Annotated in this window: 14 protein-coding genes; 5 read left to right on the plus strand and 9 right to left on the minus strand. The window is 68.3% G+C overall.

Features of this window, described 5'->3' with window-relative positions; genetic code table 11:
• Nucleotides 1-34: 34 nt before the first annotated feature.
• Genes ACU6XJ_RS08700 through ACU6XJ_RS08720 form a run of 5 tightly spaced genes read left to right on the plus strand, consistent with a single transcriptional unit; the run spans nt 35 to nt 5,474 of the window.
• On the plus strand, nt 35-1,366 hold the full coding sequence (locus tag ACU6XJ_RS08700) for an extracellular solute-binding protein (RefSeq protein ID WP_476308355.1): 1,332 nt from the start codon (nt 35-37) through the stop codon (nt 1,364-1,366).
• 8 nt (nt 1,367-1,374) lie between these two features.
• On the plus strand, nt 1,375-2,352 hold the full coding sequence (locus ACU6XJ_RS08705) for a carbohydrate ABC transporter permease (protein ID WP_476308357.1): 978 nt from the start codon (nt 1,375-1,377) through the stop codon (nt 2,350-2,352).
• Complete coding sequence (locus ACU6XJ_RS08710; RefSeq protein ID WP_476308359.1) at nt 2,349-3,176, plus strand: carbohydrate ABC transporter permease; 828 nt, start codon at nt 2,349-2,351, stop codon at nt 3,174-3,176. The genes ACU6XJ_RS08705 and ACU6XJ_RS08710 overlap by 4 nt, the downstream gene beginning before the upstream one ends.
• Before the next feature lie 10 nt (nt 3,177-3,186).
• Nucleotides 3,187-4,464 carry a 6-phospho-beta-glucosidase gene (locus ACU6XJ_RS08715; RefSeq protein WP_476308361.1) on the plus strand — a complete coding sequence of 426 codons (1,278 nt, stop codon included), beginning with the start codon at nt 3,187-3,189 and terminating at the stop codon, nt 4,462-4,464.
• Entirely contained in the window at nt 4,461-5,474 is a 1,014-nt protein-coding gene (locus ACU6XJ_RS08720) for an N-acetylglucosamine kinase (protein ID WP_476308363.1), read from the plus strand. The genes ACU6XJ_RS08715 and ACU6XJ_RS08720 overlap by 4 nt, the downstream gene beginning before the upstream one ends.
• Here the strand turns inward: ACU6XJ_RS08720 and ACU6XJ_RS08725 are convergent.
• The 9 genes from ACU6XJ_RS08725 to ACU6XJ_RS08765 form a co-directional block, all read right to left on the minus strand.
• Nucleotides 5,462-5,884, minus strand: a complete 423-nt coding sequence (locus tag ACU6XJ_RS08725) for a hypothetical protein (protein WP_476308365.1) — start codon at nt 5,882-5,884, stop codon at nt 5,462-5,464. The two genes, ACU6XJ_RS08720 and ACU6XJ_RS08725, sit on opposite strands and share 13 nt — an antisense overlap.
• A gap of 206 nt (nt 5,885-6,090) precedes the next feature.
• Nucleotides 6,091-6,777 (minus strand): ESX secretion-associated protein EspG, encoded by a 687-nt coding sequence (locus ACU6XJ_RS08730; protein WP_476308366.1) that lies wholly within the window; start codon nt 6,775-6,777, stop codon nt 6,091-6,093.
• Nucleotides 6,777-7,658 carry a hypothetical protein gene (locus tag ACU6XJ_RS08735; RefSeq protein ID WP_476308368.1) on the minus strand — a complete coding sequence of 294 codons (882 nt, stop codon included), beginning with the start codon at nt 7,656-7,658 and terminating at the stop codon, nt 6,777-6,779. Before ACU6XJ_RS08735 ends, ACU6XJ_RS08730 begins: the two co-directional genes overlap by 1 nt.
• Before the next feature lie 212 nt (nt 7,659-7,870).
• The gene (locus tag ACU6XJ_RS08740) at nt 7,871-8,380 is read right to left on the minus strand and encodes a hemerythrin domain-containing protein (RefSeq protein ID WP_476308370.1); all 510 of its coding nucleotides are present in this window, start codon (nt 8,378-8,380) and stop codon (nt 7,871-7,873) included.
• 129 nt (nt 8,381-8,509) lie between these two features.
• Nucleotides 8,510-9,436 (minus strand): ectoine hydroxylase, encoded by a 927-nt coding sequence (gene thpD, locus ACU6XJ_RS08745; protein WP_476308372.1) that lies wholly within the window; start codon nt 9,434-9,436, stop codon nt 8,510-8,512.
• A gap of 27 nt (nt 9,437-9,463) precedes the next feature.
• Nucleotides 9,464-9,862, minus strand: a complete 399-nt coding sequence (locus ACU6XJ_RS08750) for an ectoine synthase (protein ID WP_476308373.1) — start codon at nt 9,860-9,862, stop codon at nt 9,464-9,466.
• 16 nt (nt 9,863-9,878) lie between these two features.
• A complete protein-coding gene (ectB, locus tag ACU6XJ_RS08755) occupies nt 9,879-11,135 on the minus strand; it encodes a diaminobutyrate--2-oxoglutarate transaminase (protein WP_476308375.1) in 1,257 nt (418 codons plus the stop codon).
• A 26-nt stretch (nt 11,136-11,161) separates the two neighbouring features.
• Complete coding sequence (ectA, locus tag ACU6XJ_RS08760) at nt 11,162-11,689, minus strand: diaminobutyrate acetyltransferase (protein ID WP_476308376.1); 528 nt, start codon at nt 11,687-11,689, stop codon at nt 11,162-11,164.
• Between the two features lie 351 nt (nt 11,690-12,040).
• Nucleotides 12,041-12,589, minus strand: coding sequence for a GNAT family N-acetyltransferase (locus ACU6XJ_RS08765; RefSeq protein ID WP_476308378.1), 549 nt, complete (start codon nt 12,587-12,589; stop codon nt 12,041-12,043).
• Nucleotides 12,590-12,623: the final 34 nt, after the last annotated feature.

Below are 12,623 nucleotides of genomic sequence, written 5' to 3' on the forward strand. Positions count from 1 at the left end.
CCCTTCTCCCCCTGCGACCCGTCAGGAGCACGATATGTCTGGCAACTTTACTAATAGATCGCTGCTTGCCGCGGCGGCCGTGTTCACGCTCGCGGCGTGCAGCGCGGGGTCGGGCGACCAGCAACCCGCCGCGGCGCCCGGCGCGAACGAGCAGGTCACCGTCAAGGTCTGGAACCCCTTCACCGACGAACGCGAACTCGGCGCGCTGAACTCGGTGCTCAAGGACTTCGAGAGCAAGCACCCCAACATCAAGATCGAAAGCCTGGGCGCCCAGGACGACGACAAGATCACCCAGGCCATCCGCAGCGGGAACGCTCCGGATGTGGCCATCTCCTTCTCCACCGAGAACCTCGGCCAGTTCTGCGCCAGCGGCGCCTGGCAGGACCTCGGGCCCTACGTCCAGCGCGACAAGGTGGATCTGGACCAGATCCCGCAGGCGGTGCGCACCTACACCGAACACAAGGGCAAGCGCTGCGCGATGCCGCTGCTGACCGACGTGTACGGGCTCTACTACAACAAGGAAATGTTCGCCGCGGCCGGAATCCCCGCGCCGCCGAAGACGATTTCCGAACTGACCGAGGCGGCCAAGAAGCTCACCAAGTTGGCCCCGGACGGTTCCATCGAGGTCGCCGGATTCGTCCCGACCATCGGTTTCTACAACCACCGTCCGCATATCCTCGCCCCGTATTTCGGCGCCGACTGGGAAACCGCCGACGGCAAGTCGACCCTGGATGCCAACCCCGGCTGGCGGGAACTGTTCAGCTGGCAGAAGCAGCTCACCGATTTCTACGGCCACGACAAACTGACCAAGTTCACCGCGGGCGCCGGACAGCAGTACTCCGCCGACAACGCCTTCCACCGCGGCAGGGTCGCGATGATGCTGGACGGCGAGTACCGCACGGCGTTCCTCGGCGCGCAGGCCCCGCAGCTTTCCTACGGCACGGCGCCGTTCCCGGTGCTGGACTCCCGCAGCGACCTCCACGGCGGCGGGTACACCACCGGCACCATCGCCGGACTGCCCAAGGGCGCCAAGAGCCCCGGCGCGGCCTGGGAGGTCGTGAAGTACCTGACCACCGACACCGAGGCGCTGGTCAAGCTGGCCAACGGGCTGAAGAACGTGCCGACCACCAAGGCGGCGCTGGGCAGCGACAAGCTGGAGATGACCGAGCAGTTCAAGACGTTCACCGACATCATCAACAGCCCGCACCTCGCGGGCACGCCCGCGAGCGCCAACGGCGCCCAGCAGATCAAGTTCGTGCAGGACTTCGCCGCCTCCTGGCAGGCGGGCAAGGTCGGCGACCTGAACGCGGGCCTGCGGGACGTGGCCAAGCAGATCAACGACAGCGCAGCCGTCGGCGGCAAGTAGCACCGCCGATGACCGCGACCCTCCAGCGGACCGCCCCGCCGCCCGCCCCGGCGCCGCGGCGGGCGGCCCGCGCCCGCCGCAACCGGCTGGTGGTGCTGGCCTTCCTGAGCCCGGCGATCCTGGGATTCCTGCTGTTCTTCGCCTACCCGCTGATCGCCACGGTGATCTTCTCGTTCACCAGCTACGACCTGATCAACGCCCCGGTGTTCGTCGGCCTGCGCAACTACGAATACCTCTTCGGCGGCGACAAGGTGGTGCGCACCGCGGCGTACAACACCCTGTGGCTGATCGTGGTGCTCACCGTGCTGCGGGTGATCTTCGCGCTCGGCGTCGCCTCGGTGATCGCCCGGCTGCGCAGCGGCGTCGGGCTGATCCGCACGCTGTGCTACCTGCCGTCACTGGCCCCGCCGGTGGCGGCGACGCTGGCGTTCGCGTTCCTGTTCAACCCCGGTGCCGGTCCGGTCAACTCGGTGCTGCGGTGGCTGGGCATCGAGGGTCCGCTGTGGTTCAACGACCCGGCATGGGCCAAACCGGCGCTGACGCTGCTCACCCTGTGGGGCAGCGGCGAGCTGATGATCATCATGCTGGCGGCGCTGCTGGACGTGCCGCACGACCTGTACGAGGCGGCCGAACTGGACGGTGCCGGGTCCGTCGGACGGTTCTGGCACATCACGGTGCCCTGCATCGCTCCGGTGCTGGTGTTCGGCGTGATCAACTCCATCATCTTCGCCCTCCAGTACTTCACGCAGTCGCTGGTGGCGGGCTCGGTCGCCTCCGGCGCGGCGGAGTTCACCGGCAACAGCAGGCTCATCGGCTACCCGGACAACTCCACGCTGACGTTCCCGATGTGGCTGTACCAACAGGGCTTCAAGTACTTCCAGATGGGCTACGCGGCCGCCATGGCGACGGTGTTGTTCATCGTCTCCTTCGCCTGCACCGCGGTGCTGATCCGGCGCATGCGGGTGGCAACCGAGGAGGCCTCATGAGACGCGGCGGAGCGCTGTACTGGATCGCGGTGCACTCACTCGGCATCGCGCTCGCCCTTGGCTTCCTGCTGCCGGTGGTGTTCATCCTGCTGACCGCGGTGATGTCGGACCACCAGTCGCTGACCTCGGAGCTGTGGCCGCGGGAGTGGCACTGGGAGAACTTCGTCACCGTCTTCACCAAGGTGCCGCTGCTGGCCTACCTCGGCAACAGCCTGATGTACTCGCTGCTGGCCACCGCGGGCATGCTGCTGTCGGCGATCCCGGCCGCCTACGCGCTGGCCCGGCTGCGCTGGCGGGGAAGGGCGACGGCGTTCGTGCTGGTGATCGGCACGATGCTGCTGCCGCCGCAGGTGGTCGCGGTGCCGCTGTACGACCTGTGGTCCAGCCTCGGCCTGACCGGCACCCTGGTGCCGCTGATCGTGCCGTATTTCCTCTTCGACGCCTTCTCGGTGTTCCTGCTGCGTCAGTTCTTTCTCACCATCCCGCAGTCCTATGTGGACGCCGCGCGGGTGGACGGCTGCTCGGAGTGGCAGATCCTGCTGCGGGTCGTGGTGCCGATGGCCAAGCCCGGCATCGCCGCGGCCGCGTTGTTCTGCTTCCTCTACACCTGGAACGACTACTTCGGGCCGCTGCTCTACGCGGGCGAGCGGCCCGACAACTGGCCGCTTTCGGTGGCCCTGGCCTCCTTCCGCGGTGCCCATGCCGTGCAGTGGAACCTGACCATGGCGGCGACCGTGCTGGTCCTGCTGCCCGCCGTCGTGTTGTTCCTCTTCGCCCAGCGCTCCTTCGTCAAGGGCATCACGTTCACCGGGATCAAGGGATGAAGGGACTGGCATGAGACTCACCGTTGTCGGTGGCGGTTCGACCTACACGCCCGAGCTTGTCGACGGCATCGCGGGCCGTCGGACCAGCCTGGACGTCAGCGAGATCGTGCTCGTCGATCCCGACGCCGAGCGGCTGGCGGTCATCGGCGCGTTCTGCCGCCGGATGCTGGCCGCCGCCGACCACCCGGCCACCGTGCTCACCACCGCGGACCTGGAGTCCGGTGTGGACGGTGCCGCCGCGGTGCTGCTCCAGCTGCGGGTGGGCGGCCAGCGGGCCCGGCGCTCCGACGAGACGTTCCCCCTGGCCTGCGACTGCCTCGGCCAGGAGACCACCGGCGCCGGCGGGTTGGCCAAGGCGCTGCGCACGGTGCCGGTGGTGCTGGACATCGCCGAGCGGGTGCGCCGCCGTTGCGGTGCCGGCACCCCGATCGTGAACTTCACCAACCCGGTGGGCATCGTGACCAGGGCGCTGCTCCAGGCCGGTCACCAGGCCGTCGGGCTGTGCAATGTGGCGATCACCTTCCAGCGCTGGGTCGCCGAACTGCTGGCCATCCCGCAGCACACGGTGCGACTGGACCACGTCGGGCTCAACCACCTGACCTGGGTGCGCGGCGTCCGGGTGCAGGGCCCCAACGCGACCGCCGACGTGCTGCCCGCGCTGCTCGCCGACCGCGCCGAGGAGCTGGCCAAGCATGTGAAGCTGCCCGCCGACCTGCTGCGGCTGCTCGGCACGGTGCCCTCGTACTACCTGCGGTACTTCTACTGCCACGACGAGGTGGTCGCCGAACAACGCACCGAACCACCGCGCGCCGACCTGGTCGCGGGAGTGGAGAAGGAGCTGCTCGGCATCTACGCCGACCCCGCCGTGCACACCAAGCCCGCGGAGCTCTCCCAGCGCGGCGGCGCCTACTACTCGGAAGCCGCCGTCCAGCTCGTGCATTCCCTGACCAGCGGCGCACCCGCCGAGGAACACGTGGTGAACCTGCCCAACAACGGGACGCTGCCGTTCCTGCCCGACGACGCGGTGATCGAGGTGCCCGCGATGGTCGACGCCGCGGGCGCCCGCGCCCTGCCCGTCCGGCCGTTGGAACCGGCCTACGCCGGGCTGATCGCGCAGGTCACCGCTTATGAGCACCTGGCGTTGGAGGCCGCGCTGCACGGCGGACGAGACCGGGTGGCCCGCGCGCTGCTGGCCCATCCGCTGGTCGGCCAGTACAGCCTGGCGGACCGGCTGACCGACGAGTTGCTGCGGGCCAACGCCGACCACCTGCCCTGGGTGACACGGTGAGCCCGCCGGTCGCGGTGCTGGCCATCGACGGTGGCAACAGCAAGACCGATGTTTTGCTGGTCGCGGGCGACGGGTCGGTGCTCGGGTCGGTGCGCGGCCCCGGCGGCTGTCCGCACGCGGTGGGCGTGCGACGCAGCTTCGAGATCTTCGAGGAGCTCATCCAGGACGCCGCCCGGCAGGCGGGCACCGTGTTCGGCACCGAGCCGATCGCCCTGCACACCGCGGCCTACCTCGCCGGGGCGGACCTGCCCCGGGAGGAGGAGATGCTGCAACAGGCCGCGATCCGCCGCGGCTGGTCGCTGACCACCACCGTCGGCAACGACACCTTCGCGCTGCTGCGCGCGGGCACCGACACCGGGGCGGGGGTGGCCGTGGTGTGCGGCGCGGGCATCAACTGCCTCGGGGTGGCCCCGGACGGCCGGGTGCACCGCTTCCCCGCACTGGGTCGGATCTCCGGGGACTGGGGCGGCGGGGCGTTCCTGGGCAGCGAGGCGCTGTGGTGGGCGGTGCGCGCCGAGGACGGCCGCGGTCCGCGCACCGCGCTGCTGCCCGCGGTGCTGGCGCATTTCGAGGTGGACAGCGCGGCCGTGCTGGTGGAACAGCTGCACTTCGAGGAGATCGGCCGGGACGCGCTGCACGCGTTGTGCCCGCTGCTGTTCGAGGTCGCCGCGCTGGGCGACAAGGTCGCCCGCGAGCTGATCGACCGGATGGTGGAGGAGGTGGCGCTGATGGCCACGGTCAGCCTGCGCAGCCTCGACCTGCTGGCCGAGCCCATCGATGTGCTGCTCGGCGGCGGTGTGCTGACCGGCGCGGGGCCCGAGGTCATCGCCGCCATCGAGGAACGCTGCGTCGCGGTCGCACCGCTGGCCAGGGTCAAGGTGGTCACCGCCCCGCCGGTGCTGGGTGCCGCCCTGCTGGGCATGGACGCCATCGGCGCACCGGAGGAGGCCAAGCAGCGCCTGCGGTCAAGCGTGTCGGCGCCGCTGGTGAACTCGGCTCAGTGCTGCTGAGGCGCCTCGAGGGGTGCCGTGGTGGTGGTGGTCTGCGTCGCCGGGGTGGACACCGGCGGCGCGGTGGTGGCCTCGGCGGGCACCGCGGTCGGGCCGAGCAGGCTGGTGGTCGCGGTGGTGGGCACCGCGGGCGAACTCGGCGCACCCGCGAGGTGCTTCTGCGCCACGGTGATCGTGCCGGGTGTCGGCGTGCTCGATGGCCGCCTGGCGGGAACCGCGATGGTCGGACTGGTCTGGTCGGCGGGCGCCCCTGACGCGGGCTCGCGATGCTGCGGGGCCGTGTGCTGGCCGACGCCGAAGCCCACGACCATGCCGATCACCAGCGCGAGGGAACCCGTCGCCGATAACGCGGGTGCCGACAGCCTGGGCAGACGCCGCTGCTGGGGCGGTACTGTCGACCTGCTCGGCACCGCCACTCCGCTCGGCCTCGTGGAGAAAGTAAGGGAGCGCGGTCGGGGGGCGTGCCGCGCTCAGGGTGTACATCGATTGAGCGGTTCGCGACGCTACGCCGATTGCACCCGATTCACTCGATTGATCCATACCTTTGGGCCATAGCCTTGCGACGCTTGGCCTCATCGGCGGTCTGGACCACCAGACTGAATGGGTTAGACCACCCTCACCCGTACGCCAGCACGCCCAGAAGCCCGTTCAGTTGCGCGGTCATCCGCACGGTATCCGTCCTGGCATAGGTGACGCCCGCCTGGCCGCTCGTCTCGTCGTGCTGGAAGTTGATGTAGCGGCCGTAGGGAGTGTCCAACCAGGACACCGGCGGCATCGGCATCGGCTCGCCCGCGGCGTCGGTGCCGATGACCAGGAACTGGCCGAGGCCGGTGATGTCCTGCTGCGCGGGCGTCTCCGGCGCCTCCTCCACCTGGTGGACCTGCGGCAGCAGCGCCACCGCGGCGGCGGCGATCTCGCCGGGCGACAGGAACGTCACCCGCAGGCCAAGCGGGTCCAGCACCCCGCGCACGGCGTGCTCGTGGTCGGCGGCGAGCCTGCCGGTGAGCAGCGTCCGGCTCTCCAACTCGGTGACGCCCGCGACCGCGATGGTGACCGGGGCGCCCGCCAGCATCCGCAGCGCCCGCCCGACGGTGGGGTCCAACTCGCCGCCGACGGCCAGGCCGCGGTTCTGCAGATCGAGGAGCACCTGCTCGCCGAGCGCGGCCCGCTCGTCCTCCGTGGCGCCGTGATAGGGCACGTCCAGCGGAAAGGGCCTGCCGTGCACCTCGAGGTACTCCCAGAGCACATCCAGCGCGGCGGGGGAGAGGTGGAACCCCGACTGGGTCGGTGCGGCGGGCTGCATCACCGGTTACCCGGGAAACCGCCGATGACGGGCGGGGAGACCAGGTCCGCGCCGAAAACGTCGTCGGCGGGCGCCATCCAGTCCACCCGGGGGGCCGTGGGTCCGCGGCCGCCGACGGCGACCAGCCGGTCGCCCTCGGGAACCATGGCGTTGGCACGCAGGAACATCTCCCCCGGCGTCACCGGGGCGTCGTCGACGTCGTCGACTCGGGTGGGGCGGGTGGGGCCGAAGCCCGCCTCGGGTCCGTAACCCCTGGCGTCGTCCGCCGTGGTCTCGCGAGGGAACGGGGAGGGCGCGCGGTCCACCGGGCGCAGCACGGTGGTGGTCTCCGACGGGGTCTCCGCGGGCACCGGCTCGGGCGGCGCGGGGGTGGTGTCCTCGCCGGTCAGGTAGGGCCGGATGCGGCTGGGCTCGGCCAGGTGCAGGTCGCGCAGGTCGACGGTGAGGTCGGCCGAGTCCTCCACATGCGCCGCGCTGACCATGGCCTCCAGCGGGGACACCGGCTCGGCCTCCGGCCGCACCGCGTCGAAGCGGGCCGTCTCGTCCAACGCGGGCTCGGGCTCTGCCGCGCCCGGCGGCAGCACCCCGGTCTCCGCAAGCTGGATGTCCATTGAGGACAGGTAGTGCGCGGCTTCCCAGTGCGCCCGCTGGCTGTTGGCGTACTTGGCGTGCAGCGCGGTCGCCCTGCGGTGCAGCGTCAGCGGGTCCGGACTGGCCGCGATGACACGCAACTCGTCGGCGAGATCGAAACGCACCGGCTCCGGCATCTGCTCGGCCAGCGGGGTGCCGCCGAAGTTCTCCGCCACCCAGCGGCTGAGCGTGAAGTGATCGAAAGCCAGGTAGTTCGTACCCGAGCCCTGCGACCTCGCGGGCGCGCCCATCGCTGTCCTCCCCCGGATTCCTTACCTGTAGCCCATCGGGACGGTAGCAGCGAAAGTCCACCCACTGGGAGCCCTTGACACAACCACTAAGTCATCGGGTGTTCAGGAAGCGGACACAAACCAGCGGGTCAACCACCCAATTGCCACAGAAACCGGATCAGGATCTACAGAAAGTAGTGATAGCTGGATCACATCCCTTAGTGATCAACTTCTTAGTGATCAACCCGATCCTTGGTGGCGGCAACAACCTGGCGCACCTTGTCGATGTCGCCGCAGCCGCTCTCCATCATCGCGTCCCGCACCCGCTTGAAGGCGGCACCGAGTTCGGCCCGGCGCTTGGCGTCGACGCTGTCTTTGGCTTCGGACAGAATCGTGCGCTCCTCCTCGTCGACGTGGTGGTTGATCGACTGGACCAGTTCCTCCAGCTTCTCGTCCCACTCCTCGTCGCCCGAGTCCCTGGCCTCCAGCAACGCCAACAGCGCCTGGTGCCCCTCGGCGTGCTCCTCCGCACCGTGGTCGACGTCCTCGGCGTCGATGTCCTTCTTCCGCCGCAGCACCGGGTAGACCTCGGACTCCTCGGCCTCGGCATGCGCGACCAGCAGCGCGGACAGCTCATCCAGCGCCTTGCCCCGGTCCTCGTTCATCCGGAGGTTGCGGAACAACGCCTCGAACCGGCGGTGGTCGTCCAGGATCAATTCGATGACATCAGTGTCGACGGACATGGATCTCCCCTAGGTGCTTCGTGGTGGTGCACCTATCCCACACCGGCAGAGGGGAGTTCGCATGATGAAACCCCGCTCAAACCTGTGAGCGGCAACCGGGGTGACACCCTGGCTGCCGCTCACGGGTGTTCAGCGGCTGAGTGGGGTGAAGTCGCGGCCCGCGATGAACGTCGGCCGCGGCGTGGCCGCCGCGAACGGCTTCACCAGGGTGTTCTCCACGCTGTTGAACACCAGGAAGATGTTGGAGCGCGGGAACGGGGTGATGTTGCTGCCAGAGCCGTGCATGGAGTTCGAGTCGAACATCAGCGCACTGCCCGCGGGGCCGGTGAACTGGTCGATGCCGAACTCGGCGGCCAGCTTGGTCAGGCTGTTCTGGTCCGGCACCCCGATCTCCTGCTCCTGCAACGAGGACCGGTAGTGGTCGTCCGGGGTCTCGCCGACGCAGGAGACGAAGGTGCGGTGCGCGCCGGGCATCAGCATCAGCCCGCCGTTGTACGGGTAGTTGTCGGTCAGCGCGATCGACATGCTGACCGCCCGCATCGCGGGCATGCCGTCCTCGGCGTGCCAGGTCTCGAAGTCCGAGTGCCAGTAGAAACCCTTGCCGGTGAAGCCCGGCATGAAGTTGATCCGGCTCTGGTGGATGTAGACCTCGGAGCCGAGGATCTGGCGGGCCCGGTCCAGCACCCGGGGGTCGCGGGCGAGTTCGGCGATGACCTCGCTGATCCGGTGCACCTCGAAGATCGAGCGCACCTCCCGCGAGGTCTTCTCGACGATGACCCGCTCGTCGTTCTTCAGCTCATCGTCCGAGGCGAGGCGCTGAAGCTCGGCCCAGTAGCTCTGCACCTCGGCCGGGCTGAGCAGGCCCTCGATGGTGAGAAAGCCCTTGGCGTCGTAGGACGCGAGCGTGGTCGGGTCGATCGGGCCGCTGTTCACCCCCGGCCACACCGTCGGGTCGGTCCGGCCGATCAGCTCGGGCCGGGCCGAGACGCGGGTGCGGTAGCGGTCCTCGGTACTGCTTCCGGCCATGAATCCGCCTGCGGAGTCCATGACGGTCATCGCGGTGTTCCTCCCCTATCGCAAAGATCAGGACGTGGTCTCTTCCACGACGAGCGGGTAGACGCCGTTCTCGTCGTGGACCTCGCGGCCGGTCACCGGCGGGTTGAAGACGCAGACCATGCGCATGTCGGTCTTGCAGGTAAGCCGGTGCCGCTCGTTGCCGTCGAGCAGGTAGAGGGTGCCCGCGGAGATCGGGTGGACCTGGTCGTTCTCCTTGTCCAGCAGCTCACCCTCGCCCTCGACGCAGTACACCGCCTCGATGTGGTTGGCGTACCACATGTCGTTGACGGTGCCCGCGTACAGCACGGTGTCGTGCACGGAGAAACCGACGCCCTCCTTGGCCAGCACCAAGCGCCTGCTGCGCCAGTTCGGCGTGCGCACGTCGTACTCGGTGTCCTCGATCTCGCTGAGCGAGCGGACGATCACGATGGGCTCCTCTCCCTCAGTTTTTGCAGACCGCGGCCACCGACTCGTCGAGCAGGTGCAGTCCGTGCTCGACCTCCTCGTCGGTCAGCGTGAGCGGCGGCATCAGCTTGACGACCTCGCTGTTCGGGCCCGAGGTCTCCATCAGCAGGCCGCGGTCGAACGCGGCCTTGCAGACCTTGCCCGCCAGGCCCGGGTCGCCGAAGGAAAGCCCGCGTGCCAAGCCGCGGCCCTTCGCGCGCAGTTCCGCCTGCGGGTAGAAGTCGACGATGCCTTGCAGCGCCCGGCCGATGTGCTCGCCCTTGGCCAGGGTGCTCTTCTCCAGCTTGTCGCTGGTCCAGTACTCCCGCAGGGCGGCGGTGGCGGTCACGAAGGACGGGTTCTGACCGCGGAAGGTGCCGTTGTGCTCGCCCGGCGCCCAGATGTCCAGCTCGGGTTTGAACAGGGTCAATGCCAGCGGCAGGCCGTAACCGCCGATGGACTTGGACAGGCAGACGATGTCCGGGGTGATGCCCGCGGCCTCGAAGCTGAAGAACGGGCCGGTTCGGCCGCAGCCCATCTGCACGTCGTCGACGATCAGCAGGATCTCGTGCCGCTTGCACAGCTCCGCGAGGTTGTGCAGCCACTCGACGCGGGCCGCGTTGATGCCGCCCTCGCCCTGCACGGTCTCCACGATCACCGCGGCAGGCTCGTTCAGGCCGGAGCCTGCGTCCTTCAGCAGCCGCTCGAACCACATGAAGTCGGGCATGGTGCCGTCGAAGTAGTTGTCGAACGGCATCGGCGTGGCATGCACCAGCGGAATTCCGGCGCCGCCGCGCTTCATGGAGTTTCCGGTGACCGAGAGCGCGCCCAGGGTCATGCCGTGGAAGGCATTGGTGAAGTTGATGACCGCCTGCCTGCCGGTCACCTTCCGCGCCAGTTTCAGGGCGGATTCCACCGAGTTGGCCCCGGTCGGGCCGGGGAACTGCACCTTGTAGTCCAGTTCGCGCGGTTTGAGCACGACCTCGTTGAAGGTCTCCAGGAATTCGCGTTTGGCCACCGTCGCGGTGTCCAGCGAATGTACGACGCCGTCGCGCTCGAGGTAATCCAGCAATGCGCGTTTCAACACCGGGTTGTTGTGCCCGTAGTTCAGAGCACCGGCACCGGCGAAGAAGTCCAGATAGCGCCTGCCGTTTTCGTCGTGCAACCAGGTTCCGGATGCGTAGTTGAAAACAGTCGGCCAGCTACGGCAATAACTGCGGACTTCAGATTCCAGGTCTTCGAAAACGTTGAACACGAATCCTCGCCTCCGAACGGCCTTGTCTATGCGGGGTCGCTCAGCGGGCCGATACGGTAGAGTTCTTCCGGGTCATGCCCGTCTGGGAACATTTCTCTCTCGAACAGCCCGCGCCGCTCCAATGCGGCGCCGCGGTCGTCGGCCAGTGCCGAGAACAGCCTGATCGACGCGGCATTGTCCCTGGTGATGGTGGTCTCCAGGTAGCGGGCACCGGTATGCGCGAGCAGCTGGTGCAGCAGCCGTGCGGCGATGCCGTGCCCTCGGTGGGCGGCATCCACCGCGATCTGCCACACAACAATGGTGTCGGGCGCTTCCGGACGAATGTAACCGGTCACGAATCCGCCGATTTCCCCGTCAATCCGGGCAACCAGGGACGTCTGGGAAAAGTCGCGACACCACAGTAGATAGGAGTATGAAGAGTTGAGGTCGAGCACGCCTGAGTCTCTGGCGATTCGCCAGAGTTCTTTTCCATCGGCCGGGGTTGGGAAGTCAATTACCAGGTCGGGCGTGAAAACCTGACCGGCGGCCTCGGGGCTTGAGTGCTCGTCGGACATGAAAGGGAACGTAACAGAGCCACTGATGTGTCGCAGCTTTATCCCGGGGTAATCCCGTTAAGAGCCTGTCAACACGCCGGTAATTTAGTGATTGCTACCACAAGTTATAGCGAAAAGGCGACCTTGATGTTATTGCCGGGAAATTTGTCGTGCGGCGAATGTCGCCGGAAACCTGCGATCGACCAGCGGAAATCCCGAGGCCGTTCTCGCCATAACCTATGGCGCCCTTGTCGCCGTCGAACTCATCGCGGAAATGCGGAGCAGCGTTACAGGCCACATTTCGAAAAGGCGCTAGTGACCTTGGTCACCCAATTGTGTTACGCCGGGGTTTCCGGAAGATCGAACGCGGGCTCAGCGCGACTGCCGGACCGCGGCCTGCAGCCGGGCCTTGGCCGGGTCGGTTCCCCGCCCCGCCCTCGCCGGCCGTTCCGAAGCTGGACCCGCCGCGTGCCGTACGAACAACGTCACGGTGACGCTGTCGGTGAAGCCCACCCGCCGCATCAGCCCGGCCGATGCGGCGTTTGTCTGCTCGACGTCGGTGATGATCCGCGAGGCACCGGCCTGGAACAGTGCCGCGCACGAGCGATCCACCAGCTGCCGGGCCAGACCCTGACCCTGGAACGCCGGGTCCACCGCGATCCACTCCAGATAGCCCCAGTCGTCCCGCTCGTCGTAGGACATGGAGCCGAGCACGAAACCCGCTACCCCGTGCTCGCTCTCGGCGACCCAGCAGGCGTCCGGCTGGGCGTCCAGGTGCACGGCCACGCTGGACAGCGACCAGGAGGTGTAGGGCATGGCGGAGACGTCGAACACCCGGTTGCCCAGGTCGAGCACGGCGGCGAGATGTTCCAGGCGCATCGGCACCAGTGCCCGCGCGTCTTGGCCGATCACGACCAGCACTTCCCATCGTCGGACTCGATCACACACCTGACGT

The organism is Actinorectispora metalli (assembly GCF_056323685.1).

Coding starts and splice junctions, on each gene's coding strand:
- ACU6XJ_RS08735 (WP_476308368.1), bottom strand. CDS start 7,658: ATGGGCGCGCCCGCGAGGTCGCAGGGCTCGGGTACGAACTACCTGGCT.
- ACU6XJ_RS08715 (WP_476308361.1), top strand. CDS start 3,187: ATGAGACTCACCGTTGTCGGTGGCGGTTCGACCTACACGCCCGAGCTT.
- ACU6XJ_RS08740 (WP_476308370.1), bottom strand. CDS start 8,380: ATGTCCGTCGACACTGATGTCATCGAATTGATCCTGGACGACCACCGC.
- thpD (WP_476308372.1), bottom strand. CDS start 9,436: ATGACCGTCATGGACTCCGCAGGCGGATTCATGGCCGGAAGCAGTACC.
- ACU6XJ_RS08700 (WP_476308355.1), top strand. CDS start 35: ATGTCTGGCAACTTTACTAATAGATCGCTGCTTGCCGCGGCGGCCGTG.
- ACU6XJ_RS08730 (WP_476308366.1), bottom strand. CDS start 6,777: ATGCAGCCCGCCGCACCGACCCAGTCGGGGTTCCACCTCTCCCCCGCC.
- ACU6XJ_RS08710 (WP_476308359.1), top strand. CDS start 2,349: ATGAGACGCGGCGGAGCGCTGTACTGGATCGCGGTGCACTCACTCGGC.
- ACU6XJ_RS08705 (WP_476308357.1), top strand. CDS start 1,375: ATGACCGCGACCCTCCAGCGGACCGCCCCGCCGCCCGCCCCGGCGCCG.
- ectA (WP_476308376.1), bottom strand. CDS start 11,689: ATGTCCGACGAGCACTCAAGCCCCGAGGCCGCCGGTCAGGTTTTCACG.